The organism is Paenibacillus sp. FSL R5-0914 (assembly GCF_038004525.1).
Taxonomy (GTDB): Bacteria; Bacillota; Bacilli; order Paenibacillales; family Paenibacillaceae; genus Paenibacillus_AQ.
The window spans coordinates 95,303-110,525 of the sequence record NZ_JBBORH010000001.1 but is presented as its reverse complement, the minus strand read 5'-3'; the positions used below and the strand labels follow the sequence as shown (position 1 = coordinate 110,525).

Here is a 15,223-nt window from a genome sequence, read left to right as displayed (position 1 = left end):
ATCCTTTATACTGAAAAGACCAATTTATCTTCCTAGGAGTTGTCTAACGAATCATGATAAAGAAAGAAGTCGCGCATATACGCAAGCAATTTAAGCTAGATCACGATTTAATGAGTATTTACGATATTCTCAACGTGTATATTATGAAGGAAAGCAATGAGATCTATCATTGGGAGCGCCTGCCGTTTGGAATGGTGGACAGAGAGAAGCAGGAGCTGTATATGGGCAATTTCAAAAAGCTCTTGACCGGCGAACTGGATCAGAAATTGTTCGAGTTGAAGTTTCAGGCGGAAGTGGAGGAACCAGCGCAGGTGATGCTTCACCAAGCTTTGGTGACAGGGGATCCAGATGAATGGCAGGACCTGATGCTGCTGTTGGTGGACAGAATGATGGCGGATACTCATTATGAACGTGATACGGTGATCACTTTTGTTCGCGGACAGTATTACCGCCCGACCAAAGATAGAAACGATGAAGCCGAGGAAAGTGAGAAAAACGAAATGTTCGCGCATCCGTTTATTCTATGCAGCGTGAATTCCACGGAGAAGCAACGGAAAGCTCTCTTATTTGATTATGTGGAAAGGGAATTTAAGTACAATGTCATTGTAGATCCGATCGTCAAGTTAAGTACGCCGGAGCAGGGTTTCTTTTACCCGAGCGTGACGGACAATTATTCCGATGTGAACCGCATTCTGTATTGTACGGGAAAATCGAATTTTCCAGATCCGCATTTCATCGAGCAAGTCTTGAACGCCGAAAGATCCGTGACGGCACTGGAAGAGAGAGCTATTTTCGAAGACATCGTGAAGGAAGTGGCGGGCGAACAACTTGACGCGACCACCATTGCTCAGCTGTACGAGGAAATCCACCAGGTCATTGAAACCAACCAAGATGAAGAAGAACCTCCTAAACTCGACTATAGAGATGTAGAACGTGTGCTGAAGGTAAGCGGTGTTGAAGACGTGACGATGGAAAAAGTGGAACGTGCGTTTGAAACCATCGTAGACAACAAGCACTATGAGATGAAGGCAAGTAGTGTGATGCCGAAATTCACTACAAAATCGATAAAGATCGAAACAAAGGTAGCTACGATTTCGGTCAGCCCACAGGATTTGAAATATGTGAAGCAAGTGAATTATCAAGGTAGACGCTGCATTTTGATTGAGGTTGACGAAGATGCTGTGATCGAAGGATTTACACTCACTACAGAAACGCTTTAGATTTTTTAATAGCGGGCTATCCTTAAAGTCTTTGATCAAGACTTGGGATAGCCCTTTTTGTATCAAATATGGTACTTAAAGATATAGTGGATATATTCTTTTGCACTAGTATTAATTTCTTCATCGCTGGCTTGAAAAGAAGCTCCAAAAACAGCAAAGTACGGTAATGCTTCTGCACCTACATGTTTGGCACTGGCTTTAAAGGGTGCAATTACTTCGTCTACGGTAAAAGAAACAGAGCCATCAGGTTGATAATTTTCTTTTTTATCGCCGATGGATATAGCAAGCCCTAACTTTTTCCCGTTAAGCTTGTCACCGTTTGATCCATAAGCCCATCCGTAAGCGAGCACATCGTCAAACCATTTTTTCAGTAGAGGCGGATAACTATACCAATACAAAGGGAATTGAAAGATCACATGGTCATAGGCTTCCATTAGATTTTGCTCTCTAGGAATATCAATGTTCCAGTCAGGATACTCTTTATAAATCTCATGAAGGGTAATATCGTTCGGATATTGCAGTAGCGCTTCTTTCCAGCGCTGGTTGACCCTCGAATTCTCAAGGTTGGGATGCGCCAAAATCACCAGTGTTTTCATGATGAATCTCCATTCTCAGGCCTATATTAAGCGTATTTCTTCAATATGCTGTGCCTTATTTTTATGAATATCATCAATTATCCTGCAGGTTTTATAAAAAGAAAATACAAACAATAAAGTAAGATGGTTACTTCGAAGTGCGTACTAGACTCACAAAAAAATATATGCAAAAATGAAGTTTTGGGTAAGTTTAATTAGATCTGTATGAACGAGGTGTTATTCTATGAAACAATATAATCTAGGGATAGAGGCAACACTAGAAATCATCGGCGGAAAGTGGAAAGCTTTGATCATTTGCTTATTGATGTCCGGTGCCAAAAGAACAAGTGAATTACAGCGTAATATACAGGGCATTTCACAAAAGGTTCTGATTCAGCAGCTTCGTGAACTTGAGAGAGATGGACTTGTCAAAAGATTCGTATACCAGCAGATGCCGCCAAAAGTCGAATATAGCCTCACGGAATATGGCGTTACAGCCAATAAGATCGTTGACGTTATGTGTTCTTGGGGAAAAGAAAATATTAGAATCAGACAAGAACAAGGAGAAGAGGTCGTCTTATTGGAGGAGTTCCAAGCGTTGTAGCCTTTGAATAGGTTTGCGCGTCATTTGAATCAAACTGATTTTACAGAATTGTTATCAAACTATTAAAAAAAAGTAGGGTTGTTCAAATCCCATGGTATAGCCAATGAAAGCGTTTCTATTGATTTTTCGACCGTTATCCCCCAAAGAAATTGGCATTATTTAGTGCTTGAAGTTCCTCTGATTTGGATATTTTATTTAGTTATTGTTTTTTTTCAATAGGATAATGTTACCTTACCGTCACTCTGTCCTATGTTTCTAGGAATATAATGAGATTGTATTCGACACCAACCTTTATAAACCATCGGAGGAAACACAATGAAAATTAAGAAAACATTATCCGTTGCATTATGTGTAGCAGCAGTCGCATCTTTCTCATCTCAAGCAATGGCCAATCCTGTCACAACGCTAACCAGTTCAACCGTAGCAACATCCACTAATCAAGTTGGACAAAAATTTACACTGGCTGGGGTTAAAACGAACGCTAATACAGTATTGATAGCAACAAGAACGGTTGATCTTGATTTGGATGGCGTGAAAGACACTTTATATCTCATCGGCGACAAAAATGAATCTCCTGACTTCGACAACATTAATCTCATCGTTGTAAACGGCAAAACAAACAAAGTGTTAAACGCAGGGATTAAAGACTTTGGTGGTTTGAACGCGAAAATCAGCTATGTAAGTGATTTCAATAATGACCATGCACTTGATGTGATGATTACTGCGTACTCCGGTGGCAACCAAGGTTCTACCAATGCTAGAATCGTAACTTTCAAGAATGATACCCCTTCTATTATTCTGGGCGGGGATTTGAAGGTGAAAGGCGAACGGGCATTATTCAGAACATTAGAAGCAGTCGATGTGGAAAATGATGGCGTGAACGAACTGCTTGGAATCAGAATCCTCCATGGTGAAGCTACTTCAGTGGTAACAGGCTATGAAAAAGTATGGTTTGCGTACAAAAACGGCGAATTCCAAGTTAGCAAAACAGAAACTACTAAAGAAGACCCCTTCAAACAACCTGCACTTGGAGAACTGACTGTTGGCCAACCTTTCGCATTGCAAGGTGTTAACACAACAGATAAGACTGTTCTTATCAGAAAACAAGTTAACGATGTTAATAAAGACGGTGTCCAAGATAAAATCTATCTGATCGGTGACAAAGCAGATGAACTTGGTTATGTAAGCAATATCAACCTGGTTGTTGTCGATGGCAAAACAAATACATTGAAGGATGCAAAAATCAGCGGTTTCGATGGCTTTAAACCAGAAATTCAATGGATTGGTGATTTCAACGGGGACAAAGCAAATGATGTAATGTTTACAGCATTCTCCGGTGGTAACAATGGTACAACAGATGCTTACATATTGTCTTTCACAGGTGATAAGGTACAACCACTTTTGAGTGTAAAACCTGTTGTGGATGGTAAACCAGCATTTTTCAACACTTTAGAGCAAGTAGATCTTAATAAAGATGGTGTATATGATCTGGTGGGAACTAGAAAAATTCGCGGTGACGCTGAAGCTATAGTTCTAGGCGAGGAAAAAACAACATTTACTTTCAAAGACGGTGCCTTCAAGGTTGTGGGTACAGAAACCATTAAGTCCGATAGCAAACCAGCGACTACACCATCAACTACAACAAGTGATTTCACCGTTGGCAAACGCTTTGAGCTTAAGGGGATTACAACAACAGCAAAAACGATTTTGCTAGCGAAACAACAAGTGGATGTAACTGGTAATGGTGTTGCGGATAATGTCTTACTGATTGGTAACAAGGATGCCGCAAATGGTGGACTGGTTACAGATATCAACATCGTCGTTCTAGAAGGAAAAACTAAAAAAGTGATTAACAGTAATCTCAAAGGCTTCACGGGTTACCAGCCAAAAATTAACTTCGTTGGAGATTTCAACGGAGATAAATCTAAAGATGTCATGATTACTGTATACTCAGGCGGTAACAACGGCAGCACCAATGCTTACGTAGTATCCTTCAAAGACAGTGGTGTGAAAGTTCTTCTTAATGAGTACGTGAAAGTGAATGGCAAACGTTCACTCTACAATACAATGAAAGCATCTGATGTAGATAAAAACGGAGTCTATGAGATTGTTGCAACAAAAACGATTCATGGTGAAGCTACTTCCGTAATTAAAGGCGAAGAAACCGCTGTTCTTGCTTACAAAAATGGAGCATTTCAAGTTAAATCGACGACTGTAAAGAAATCTAAATAATCTTATAACAGATACCTCATTGAGGGAGTCTCCCGATAGTCATAAAAAGTGGCTACCGGGGGACTCTCTTTTTTTTGAGTAAGATTGACTTGTGCTCTTGGTGAGAACACCTAAAACTAAACTCTCCCTTGCTCAATAAGTCTTGCGGATCCATTATTAAATTACAAAATGACCCGTTATTCTAAAGGAGAGAAAACAATCTTATGGAACTGAAAAAAATAAATGAATCTATTTATTACTTAGAAAATGTTAGGGAAACAGACAGACCTGTTTTGGGATATGTTGTAGGTGAGAACTTTTCAATTATGATTGATTGTGGGAATTCAAAATCGCATTTTGATGCCTTTATAAAGGGTTTGGATGATCACAATCTACCACGTCCCAAATATGCTTTGATTACGCACTGGCATTGGGATCATACCTTTGGTATGCATGCTTTTGAGGGGGAAACCATAGTATCTTCAGCGACGAATGAGGTACTAAAACGATTGAAAGCGTGGAAATGGGATGAAGAGTCCGTTGTAAAACGTTTAGAGACAAAAGAAGAAATAGAATTCGCCTATAACTGTATGAAAAAAGAATATGATACGTTCGATAAGATTTCGGTCAGCACAGGATCGATTATTTTCGAGGATTCTTTAACATTGGATTTAGGGGGCATCACTTGCCAAATCCTCAAGGTAGGAGGGCCGCATGAAGCAGACTCTTGTGTTGTATATGTTAAAGAAGCGGAGGTTTTATTTGCAGGTGATGCACATAGTGGAGATTATTATCATGGAGAAGGTAAAATTGATCCCATAAAAATGAAGGAATATGTTGAGTTTCTAAAAACTCTTTCATTCACTACGTATATCCCAGGGCACGACGCCCCTATGAGCAAGGAGCAAATCATTCATGTGTTAAGTAGATTTTGTGAAGTGAAGTAAACAGGGACTCCCTTTCCCTATACCCACCCCGTAAACTCCAATATAGATGCTTTTGCAGATTGGGCTTCGGAATGTGCGCCTTTACGCCATTGTTTGGGAGATTCGCCCATAAGCTTGGAGAAACATCGGTTGAAGCTGGAAATGGACTGAAAACCGACTTGTTCAGAGATGGAGAGGATGGAAGCATCCGTGCTTTTTAACTGCTTGCAGGCCTCTTCAATGCGGGTACTGTTTAGGAAATCTAGAGGTGCGGTCCCCATGATCTCATGGAATTTTCTGCGAAAATGAGTGGTGCTTAGATGGCACAGATCAGCCAGGTCATTGATGGTAATCGGCATCATGTAGTTTTTAGTGATGTATTCCAGAACTGGAGAGATGACAAAATCGCCTTTCAGGTTATGCTCTGTTTCTTGCTCTACTAAGGGTTCATTCCGGGAATGTATTCTAAGCAGTTCTATATAAAGGGATAATAATAAGCCGTAGGCACTTTCCTGATAGTAAGGATTTTTGTGCTTCAATTCCTCTACAATCGATGTCGCAAGGGTATAAACCTTGGGATGTTCCTCCTTATTCAAAATACAATTCATCCCCTTGATCGCCCACAAATTTGGCTCGAAGTCACTATAAGCGCTTTTGAATGAATGTTGAAAGAGCTCCTCTGGCGAGAAAAAGATATAAGACCACAGACTGGCTTCATTTGGCGAACTATATGTTGTATGAGGCAGATACCTAGGGATGAAGGTCACATCACCGGCTTTAAAGGGTACGGATTCACCTTTGATCTCCATGATGCCGCTATCCGAATGACAAATGCCAATCTCTAAATGGTTATGGAAATGGAGATGTTCACTTTTGATATCGGAAATCTTCCAACGTTCACCGCTTAGCAGTAAAATAGGGAAGTTTATCGGCAAGCTGTAGTGGCGGTATTCAATGACGGGCTTCTTTTTTCTGGGCATATTCTCAATACTCCCATTCTTATTACGTAGGTTGAGTAGATTATAGGTTAACGTTATATCAAATTCAACTATATAAAAAGAATTTGATATTATACAATTTTGGAAAAAAGTGGCGGAGGAGAAGTTTGGAACTGTAGGAGCGTTAGCGTCCGCCTTTGTCTGCAGATTTCCACCGCGAAGAGCGGTATAAAATCAAGAAATCTGCAGACAACAGCGGCCGGAAGTCCAAACATTCTCTGTAGTCACGGCCAATCCCGAAATATAAGAACCACTAGTTAATGGTTGAAATTGCACAGTTTAGTTATGATTATGCTTAGAATCAGACCATTTTACTCCTTACAATGGAGTTAGTAAAGCGTTTACATAGGACGGACAGCTCTCAGCGCCAATGGGGGCGTGTGCGAAAGAGAGGAGAATCAAGATGCTTCAATTAACTTATGACAGAGAAGAGATTCTAAGCGTTATCGACAAAGTAGTTAGAAAAACAATGACGATGGATTTAACATGGGACTGGCCTTGTGGTGTGGCTTATTATGGGGTATCCAGAGCTTATAAAACGACAGGCAATAAAGAGTATTTGGATATGCTTGTCCAGTGGGCAGATGAATATATTGAGCTGGGCCTGCCGGACTGGACGGTAAACACCTGTGCCATGGGGCATATGCTGATCACATTATATGAAGAAACAGGCAATCAGAAATATTGGGATATTGTAATGAGCAAGGTGGATTATCTGCAGAACCATGCGCTCAGATTCGGAGATCATGTGCTGCAGCATACCGTATCCGTCTCTAATGATTTTCCAGAGCAGGCATGGGCAGATACATTGTTTATGGCGGCATTTTTTCTGCTCCGTGTTGGAAGTAAATTAAACGATCAGGAAATGATCCAGGATGCCCTGAATCAATATTACTGGCATATCAAATACCTGCAAGACCCTAGCAGCGGCCTCTGGTACCATGGCTACAATAATGTGAAGCAGGATCATATGTCCGGACTATATTGGGGCAGAGCAAATGCTTGGGGCACATATACCATGTCGCAAGTCAAAAAGCTTTTGAAAGAATGGTATTTGTATCCGGCGTGTATGGACGTGGAGTGTTCGCTGCGCGATCAATTGGCGGCACTCAAGCTTTTGCAAACGGAGAACGGCCTGTGGCGGACAGTGCTTGATGACGAAGAATCTTATGAAGAAGTATCTGCCTCTTGCGGGATAGCGGCTGCAATGATCAATAACGGCAATCCGCTGCATACCAAGTATGTGCAAAAGGCCCTGAAGGGTGTTCTAAGCAATATCAGCGAGGATGGACGAGTACTGGGTGTATCGGGTGGAACAGCGGTTATGAAAGACCGGGAAGGCTATCACAATATTCCAAAAGACTGGATTCAAGGCTGGGGCCAAGGCTTAGCACTCTCTTTTCTGTCCGATATGCTCAAATAGGAGGGATCCAAGTTGTCCAAGCAAACAACGGGGGCCTTTACACTACCGGGCGAATCCGGTTATGAGGCACTGACCTTAGAGTTAGCTGAACGGTGGGGTGCCGATGTCATCCGTGACAGTGACGGTACACAGTTGTCCGATGAGATTATCAACGCAGGATACGGCATTTATTCTACAATCTGTATCATCAGAGATCATAACGAATGGGCATCTCAAAACCCTGATAAGCTACAGCAAAGCTTTTTAATTACTAATCCGAAGGTAGCGGTCGAAGATTATTTATCCATCTATTTGATGGAGGACTTTTTCGCTGAGCAATTCCGAGTAAATGATTCCAAAGAGGCGTTTAAGTACTGGCAGGTTTTTGACCGAACTACTGGTGAAGAGGTTCCAAAAGAACAGTGGAATTATGAACGGGAATCAGGAAATGTAGTCATTACTGGAATTGCGCCTTGGCACAAATATACGGTCAGCTTCATGGTCTACCGGATTTGGGAAGAGATCTCCATGTACAATCACACCACGAATCACTGGGAAAAAGAACATTTAATGCAGATTGATCCCATCTATGTTGAAACGCAAAAGTATTTGCTCCATTGGATTGAAGATTGGTGCCGTAAGCATAAGGAAACAACGGTGGTTCGGTTTACGTCCCTATTTTATAATTTCGCCTGGATCTGGGGCAGCAATGAGCGCAATCGCCATTTGTTCTCAGACTGGGGTTCATATGATTTTACGGTAAGCTCAAGAGCGCTTGATCTGTTTGCTCAAAAATATGGGTATTCGCTCACGGCCGAGGATTTTGTGAATGGTGGAAAATATCGTGTGAGTCATATCCCGGCGCAGCAGCGCAAACTGGACTGGATGGCATTTATCAATGATTTTGTCATCGAATTTAGTAAGAAATTAATTGATATTGTGCATGGGCACGACAAGCTGGCATATGTCTTCTATGATGACAGTTGGGTTGGCATGGAGCCTTACAATGATCGTTTCGAGGAGTTTGGCTTTGACGGGATGATTAAATGTGTGTTCTCAGGGTTCGAGGCAAGAATGTGTTCAGGTGTAAAAGTAGATACCCATGAGATTCGGCTGCATCCCTACTTGTTTCCGGTTGGTTTAGGTGGTCTGCCTACCTTTATGGAGGGAGGGAACCCTACACTAGATGCCAAAAAATATTGGATCAATATTCGGCGTGCTCTGCTCAGAGAGCCTATAGATCGAATTGGATTGGGTGGATATTTGCATCTTGTAGAGCCTTATCCGGATTTTTGTGATTATATCGAAAAGATTGCGGATGAGTTCAGAGTAATTAAAGAGCTGCATCATAAAGGCAAACCGTATCATATTAAGACGAAGGTAGCCATTCTGCACGCTTGGGGCAAATGGAGATCGTGGACCTTGTCCGGGCATTTCCATGAAACGTATATGCATGATTTGATTCATATCAACGAGGCTTTATCCGGATTGCCGATTGAAATACAGTTCATTGATTTTGAGGATATCCGTCAGGGAATTTTAAAAGATTGTGATGTAGTGATCAATGCCGGATCTGCTGGCTCAGCATGGAGTGGTGGAGAACGCTGGAGGGACAACAAGTGTGTGGACTTACTGACAAAGTGGGTCTATGAAGGTGGTACTTTTATAGGTGTGAATCAGCCTTCGGCGCTTGAAGGGTATGACAGCTTTTTCAGAATGGCACATGTGCTCGGTGTAGATGAGGATACAGGCTCCAGAGTAGCGCATGGAAAATGGACATATGAAGTGAAGGATGAGCTTGGTGTAGTACCTATTGGGGCTAGCATAACACCCAAAAATAACATTTATCTTACTGATGGAGCAGCAGCGGTTGTGACTGAAACGGATGGTCTAATAACACTGTCCACCCATGCTTTCGGTAAAGGAAAGGGGATCTACCTTCCATCTTTCCAATTCAGCTTTGAGAATACAAGATTGCTGCTGAATTTGATTCGTTTGGCGGGTAATGAGTTCACGGAGATCAAGTACATTACGGACAACTTATATACAGAGTGTGCTTATTATCCAGAAAGCAAAATACTCGTGGTCATTAACAATAGCGATCAGCTTCAAAAAACTACGATTCATACGGAATATGGACAGCAAACCTTGGAATTAGATCCGTATGACACGATTATTAGAACGATTGGGGACTAGTAAGATTGAATAAAAAGCTCAAGCTGTGGCTATCCTGCCGACGCTTATGTTCACAATATCCCTCGCAACAATGACTATAACTAAACTCTCCCTTGCTGAGCATGGCCTGCCTCATCCATTATTTAACTAAGAAATGATTTGCAGCGCCATAAAAGATTGGAGACGATGTTTATTCATGAGGGACTTTGTAATCCGAAATCCGAAGGATGAAGATGCGGAGCAAATTGAAAGCATGGATTTTGTTCTAAAAATGCTATATCTGTATCATGGAGATCTGGATAAGCGAAATATGTTCTGTGCAGTGAGTGGCGACGGAGAGGTTCTGGCCGTTGCTCATCTGATGGAGCATGATACTTTTCATGCGGTTGGACATGATGAAGACCCAAACTTCAAACGATATCTTAATTACGAAATTATATTTGCAGAGAACGCCGAGGATGAAGGTATCAAAGCTGCACTGATTGAAGTATTAATCGGACGGGTCAGAGAAATTAAAGCTGGGTATCAAGAGAAGCGTATTATCATGGCTCAATATCTCGACACAGATGATCTCGAAGAGTTGAGCTTCTGTCTAGCGCGTGGATTTACGATTTGCGATACGATTGTCGTGTATAAATTTGACTTGAGTAGGGAGATTCCTAAGTATCCTTTACCAAAAGGGATTCTGGTGAAGCCAACTGCACTGAACAATAGTGAAGCTCAGGAACAATATCGTCATGCTGAACTCGCAGCCTTTGACGGTGTGGCGTGGAGTCTGAACCATTTGGGGTGGATGCAGGGATCTCCCGAAATCGTTAATTTCTGCGCGTTTCATGGCGATCAATTGATCGGCAACACCTCAACCTGGAGAATCACGGACGAGAGGAGTGCAACGGAGAATGTATTCGTCATTCCTGAATGGCAGAAAAAAGGTGTCGCTCGTAACATCATCTGCACCGCTCTGAACTATCTAAAACAGCAGGGAAAAACAACCGCCACTTTGGGCACGCATGGTGATAATAAGAAAGCTATTAGGCTATACACTCAGATCGGGTATGAGTTGTGCGGTTCAAGATTTACCGTTGGCTATGAAATCGATTAATAAGCATTTACTAGACGACTTCGGTCGTCTTTTTTATTTACAAGGACTACTGATCTTCTTTATTGAATTATTACTAATAAGGTATTATTTTCAAAATAATATGTTTATTTAAAAAGGGAGTTTAGAGGAATGATTAGAATCTGCATTTGTGATGACGAGCAATTACATAGTTCCAAGTTAGAGAAGATTATTATGGATAGTGCAGGTTTGTATCAAAACATAGAGCTAGATATAGACATTTATGAATCCGGAAAATCATTGTTGAATGCTTTAAAAGCTAGAAACGAAGAGTATCAAATATTATTCTTAGATATTGAGATGGGGATTTTAAATGGAATCGAGGTCGCTAGGGAAATTAGAAAAATAGATAAAAATATGATTATCATTTACGTTACCAGCTATGACAATTACACCATGGAAAGCTTTGAAGTTTCTCCTTTTCGATACATACTAAAACCAATACAAGAAGAGCAAATAAGTAAAGTATTACTCCACGCAATTGATGAGGTTAGAAGGAATAACCAGTATTTATTCTTCAAAACTCAAAATCTTAACTATCAAATCAAAAGTGAGACGATTCTATCCATTTCATCTGAGAAAGGTAGGATTATACATGTTGTAACCGTTGATGACGAATTCTCATTCTATGGCACGATAAAAGAGATTGAAGAAATGCTTGATCCCTTGTCCTTTATAAAAGTAAATCAAGGCACCATTTTAAATCTAAATTATGTACATATTGTTTCGGGAACAGATATTATTCTCACCAATAAAGTAAACTTCGCAATTAGTAGAGGGCAAAGGAAAATAGTCAAAGATGCCTATAACCATTTCATAAAAAGGAGGATTGGCTATTGAGAAATATTGAGGTTATTAGCATTGCAGTTCTAGCTATTCTCTATACGCTTGTTCAGGTAACATCGATCTCTATTTATTTCAATGGATTTCTTAACCTCAGAATTTCAAAGTATAAATTTTATTCCTTAACATTTCTCGCTATGGGAGTAATAAAATTATTGTCTAGTGATACAAACTCTATGGTTAAGTTGTTTTTATTTGCTGTTCTTTTGAGTATCTGTATACTGTATTCGTTCTACGGATCAATGGCTCAAAGGATCTACCACATTATCTTTTTTACGCTGATCACTACACTTGCAGACTTGGCGTTGTCTATTATTACATATAATTATGATCAAAAATTTGAAGGTCAGTTATTCATTATGCTAGTCGTATATTTTAGTGCAAACTTTTTATCGTTGTTAATTGTGATGTTGTCGGCAAAGCTGTTACTCTATTTTAGATCTGATAATGAGATCGGATTAAGTAATAAGGAATGTTTGTTATTAAGTATTGTGCCTTGTCTATCATTAATGAGTATATATTGGATTTTTCAGTATAAAGATATCAATCAATTCGTTCCATGTGTTTTTTTGTTAATTGTGAATGTGTGCATTATGCTGATTTACAATAGTTTAGAAGGGAAAAATTTTCTTATACATAAGTACTCCATAATGGAGACACAAAATAAATATTACGAAGAGAGCTTAGAGAATCAAAGAGAAATGTCTAAGCTAAAACATGATCTGAAAAATATTTTATTAAATATAGCCTATGGATTGGAGAGGAAAAAAACAGACGAGGTAAAAGAGGAGCTACAGGAGTTATTGAAAACCAATGTATTCTCATATAGATTATTAACCGGGTGTATACCCATCGATGCCATTCTTAATAGTAAGCTAGAACAAACCAAAAAGTATAATATAGAATGCACTTTAGACCTCCAAGTTCCTCATGACTTATTTATAGAACATACCATTGACCTAGCGGCCATATTAGGGAATCTTTTAGATAATGCCGTTGAAGCAGTACTTAGATTAACAGAAGAAATAAAAAAGGAAATTGAAATCAAAATAAAGTTTAGTGAGGGTAAATTATTCATAATCATTGTAAATTCGTCGAATCATGTGAATGTGGATTTCTCCTATGGGCGATTAATCTCTGAAAAAGGGAAAAATAGGTACGGCATTGGAATCAGCAGTATCAATGAACGAGTCAAAAAGTTAAAAGGATACTCAGACTTTTCGTACGATGAGGGCTATTTTAATTCAATCGTGGTCTTACCAATTCCATAAAATAAAAAAAAGGCGACTTTCCATTCAAAAGAATGAGAAATCGCTTTTTTATTTTGCAGATTACAACGAGTATTGTGCGGATTACAACGAGCATCAAAAAACAAAAAAATATTGGTTTATGATTTCAATGTAGGTTATCAAGGGCATGAATATTCCAAAGTACAAAAGAAAAGTGAAATAGGGGGGAGCAAAGAGTCGCCATTGCGCGGGCTTTCGTTATGCAAACTGTATCCATTTCTTTTTTGGGACATGTGAATTCTAAATCAAATAGGAAAGGAGGGAGAACGTTATGATTCCATTAGTTGTATTAGTGGTTGTATTTGCTTTATTGACTATAACGCTATCATGTCTATGGCTCTACAATGATTGTTTGTATCGAGGAATAAATCCTTGGATTTGGGTATTCTTAATGATTGCGACCACTCCCATATTGGGATTCATTTTATATTCTCTTATTGGAAAAAGAGGAATATCAATTACGGGTAAGTCTAGAAAGAATAAGTATATAGGATCTGCGGTTTTTATTACCATACTGTTGCTTATCTTTTCAAGTATCGGATTAGCATTTTATTCAGTGACATAGGTAGAAAAGTTAGATTCAAGCTGACAGTGCTCTGTAGAGTTTCTACAGAGCTTTTTATTATTGTTATAATTCATTTCAATATTTTACCGCCTATGCTACTATATCTACGATCATAAAAGGAATAATTTAGAAGATTGGGTGGATTTCATGGAAATCGGTGCTGTAACTTTGATTGTAAAAGACATGGAAAAGATGACCACATTCTATAGGGACGTCATGAATATGGCTATAGAATGAGATGGTGGCATTGAGATCGTAGCTGGCATTTCACAAGAATAATTGGATATATACAATTACCAGAAAGGAAGAATTGCTCTTGAGAACCCCTCTAACCAATGTAAACTGGCTTGAACACCATGAAATCATGGATGAGCTACTCTATCATGAAGCCAGCTTAACCACGCATCCGATGGATGATGGCTTTGAAGCTGAGGTTCTAAAGATCAATCTAGATCAGGAAAGCTATGTCTTGAAAACATGGAGTAAGAGCTCCAAACCAGATGTTCAGTTTCAATACCGTTTATTGGAGGTCCTGTCCGAACGAGGGGTAGCCGTCTCTAAACCAGTGGGTTGGGGAATCAATCCAGACGGGAATAAGGTGTTGTTAACAAGCTTTGACGGAACGCCAATTCATAAAGTGAATAATAAGACAATGAAGGAGCTCGCGAGCATTTTGGCCAGAATTCATCAAATAGATATCGCTGAGCTGGAACATATACAACTACCTAAGTACGATTTCATCGACTACTTTTTTCCTGAGTTGAGAGAGCATACAGACCTTAATCAAGCTGTGATTTCTCTAGTGGAGCAAACGCCTATGAGACAAGATCGTATCATTCATGGAGATTTTCATTTAGGAAATATAGTAGAGGAACAACAGCGATTTACCGTCATCGATTGGACGAACGGCCAGTTGGGAGACCCTAGATATGATTTTGCATGGTCACTTATTCTGCTGAAAGTCCACATCTCCGAGCATTACGCTGATATGTTCCGTTCTGCTTATCTATTGGAGAATTTTATGGAGCAGGAAGAGCTTGAGGTGTTCGAAGCATGGGCTTGTCTAAGATGGATCTTACTGAATAGACGAGGCAGTACACCTAAAGGACCTAATGTATCGAAGAGGGTAAAGAGCATACTGGGCAGTAATCGCTTCCTGAAAGATTTGGATTTCCAAGGGTTTAAATGAACTTCATCTTAAAAAGAATTACATTACAGACCGCAACCCTTTGCGAGGGAGGCGGTCTATTTACGTTTGTTCGCTGCTTTCATTCAATATTCAGTTTGGGTGTTTA

13 protein-coding genes are annotated in these 15,223 nt (G+C 39.9%); 11 read left to right on the top strand and 2 right to left on the bottom strand.

The genetic code is table 11. The annotated features are described in order from the left end of the window. The first annotated feature begins 53 nt into the window (after positions 1 to 53). Positions 54 to 1,220: a DUF4317 domain-containing protein gene (locus MKX60_RS00435; protein WP_341058829.1), complete on the top strand. Its 1,167-nt coding sequence runs from the start codon at positions 54 to 56 to the stop codon at positions 1,218 to 1,220. A 62-nt stretch (positions 1,221 to 1,282) separates the two neighbouring features. Here MKX60_RS00435 and MKX60_RS00430 read toward each other — a convergent pair whose 3' ends face one another. Further along, positions 1,283 to 1,816: an NAD(P)H-dependent oxidoreductase gene (locus MKX60_RS00430; RefSeq protein ID WP_076286105.1), complete on the bottom strand. Its 534-nt coding sequence runs from the start codon at positions 1,814 to 1,816 to the stop codon at positions 1,283 to 1,285. 223 nt (positions 1,817 to 2,039) lie between these two features. Between MKX60_RS00430 and MKX60_RS00425 the strand changes: the two genes are divergently transcribed. The 3 genes from MKX60_RS00425 to MKX60_RS00415 all read left to right on the top strand — a co-directional run bounded on the left by MKX60_RS00425 (position 2,040) and on the right by MKX60_RS00415 (position 5,557). Beyond that, a complete protein-coding gene (locus MKX60_RS00425; RefSeq protein ID WP_042184858.1) occupies positions 2,040 to 2,399 on the top strand; it encodes a winged helix-turn-helix transcriptional regulator in 360 nt (119 codons plus the stop codon). A gap of 315 nt (positions 2,400 to 2,714) precedes the next feature. Next, entirely contained in the window at positions 2,715 to 4,631 is a 1,917-nt protein-coding gene (locus tag MKX60_RS00420) for a hypothetical protein (protein WP_341058827.1), read from the top strand. Positions 4,632 to 4,834: 203 nt separating this feature from the next. Beyond that, complete coding sequence (locus MKX60_RS00415) at positions 4,835 to 5,557, top strand: MBL fold metallo-hydrolase (protein ID WP_341058826.1); 723 nt, start codon at positions 4,835 to 4,837, stop codon at positions 5,555 to 5,557. A gap of 17 nt (positions 5,558 to 5,574) precedes the next feature. Here the strand turns inward: MKX60_RS00415 and MKX60_RS00410 are convergent, their stop codons facing one another. After that, positions 5,575 to 6,516: an AraC family transcriptional regulator gene (locus MKX60_RS00410; RefSeq protein ID WP_341058825.1), complete on the bottom strand. Its 942-nt coding sequence runs from the start codon at positions 6,514 to 6,516 to the stop codon at positions 5,575 to 5,577. Between the two features lie 421 nt (positions 6,517 to 6,937). On the opposite strand from MKX60_RS00410, the gene MKX60_RS00405 reads away from it, so the two are divergent. The 7 genes from MKX60_RS00405 (at position 6,938) to MKX60_RS00380 (ending at position 15,117) form a co-directional block, all read left to right on the top strand. Further along, positions 6,938 to 7,957 (top strand): glycoside hydrolase family 88/105 protein, encoded by a 1,020-nt coding sequence (locus MKX60_RS00405; protein WP_341058824.1) that lies wholly within the window; start codon positions 6,938 to 6,940, stop codon positions 7,955 to 7,957. 12 nt (positions 7,958 to 7,969) lie between these two features. Continuing rightward, on the top strand, positions 7,970 to 10,132 hold the full coding sequence (gnpA, locus tag MKX60_RS00400; protein WP_341058823.1) for a 1,3-beta-galactosyl-N-acetylhexosamine phosphorylase: 2,163 nt from the start codon (positions 7,970 to 7,972) through the stop codon (positions 10,130 to 10,132). A 175-nt stretch (positions 10,133 to 10,307) separates the two neighbouring features. Beyond that, positions 10,308 to 11,213 carry a GNAT family N-acetyltransferase gene (locus MKX60_RS00395; protein WP_341058822.1) on the top strand — a complete coding sequence of 302 codons (906 nt, stop codon included), beginning with the start codon at positions 10,308 to 10,310 and terminating at the stop codon, positions 11,211 to 11,213. A gap of 129 nt (positions 11,214 to 11,342) precedes the next feature. Next, positions 11,343 to 12,071, top strand: a complete 729-nt coding sequence (locus MKX60_RS00390; protein ID WP_341058821.1) for a LytR/AlgR family response regulator transcription factor — start codon at positions 11,343 to 11,345, stop codon at positions 12,069 to 12,071. Beyond that, entirely contained in the window at positions 12,068 to 13,345 is a 1,278-nt protein-coding gene (locus tag MKX60_RS00385; protein WP_341058820.1) for a GHKL domain-containing protein, read from the top strand. Before MKX60_RS00390 ends, MKX60_RS00385 begins: the two co-directional genes overlap by 4 nt. A gap of 730 nt (positions 13,346 to 14,075) precedes the next feature. Then, a complete protein-coding gene (locus MKX60_RS31615) occupies positions 14,076 to 14,165 on the top strand; it encodes a VOC family protein (protein WP_445670734.1) in 90 nt (29 codons plus the stop codon). 79 nt (positions 14,166 to 14,244) lie between these two features. Beyond that, positions 14,245 to 15,117, top strand: a complete 873-nt coding sequence (locus tag MKX60_RS00380; protein WP_341058819.1) for an aminoglycoside phosphotransferase family protein — start codon at positions 14,245 to 14,247, stop codon at positions 15,115 to 15,117. The last annotated feature ends 106 nt before the right edge of the window (positions 15,118 to 15,223 follow it).

Coding starts and splice junctions, on each gene's coding strand:
- MKX60_RS00435 (WP_341058829.1), top strand. CDS start 54: ATGATAAAGAAAGAAGTCGCGCATATACGCAAGCAATTTAAGCTAGAT.
- MKX60_RS00430 (WP_076286105.1), bottom strand. CDS start 1,816: ATGAAAACACTGGTGATTTTGGCGCATCCCAACCTTGAGAATTCGAGG.
- MKX60_RS00425 (WP_042184858.1), top strand. CDS start 2,040: ATGAAACAATATAATCTAGGGATAGAGGCAACACTAGAAATCATCGGC.
- MKX60_RS00420 (WP_341058827.1), top strand. CDS start 2,715: ATGAAAATTAAGAAAACATTATCCGTTGCATTATGTGTAGCAGCAGTC.
- MKX60_RS00415 (WP_341058826.1), top strand. CDS start 4,835: ATGGAACTGAAAAAAATAAATGAATCTATTTATTACTTAGAAAATGTT.
- MKX60_RS00410 (WP_341058825.1), bottom strand. CDS start 6,516: ATGCCCAGAAAAAAGAAGCCCGTCATTGAATACCGCCACTACAGCTTG.
- MKX60_RS00405 (WP_341058824.1), top strand. CDS start 6,938: ATGCTTCAATTAACTTATGACAGAGAAGAGATTCTAAGCGTTATCGAC.
- MKX60_RS00395 (WP_341058822.1), top strand. CDS start 10,308: ATGAGGGACTTTGTAATCCGAAATCCGAAGGATGAAGATGCGGAGCAA.
- MKX60_RS00390 (WP_341058821.1), top strand. CDS start 11,343: ATGATTAGAATCTGCATTTGTGATGACGAGCAATTACATAGTTCCAAG.
- MKX60_RS31615 (WP_445670734.1), top strand. CDS start 14,076: ATGGAAATCGGTGCTGTAACTTTGATTGTAAAAGACATGGAAAAGATG.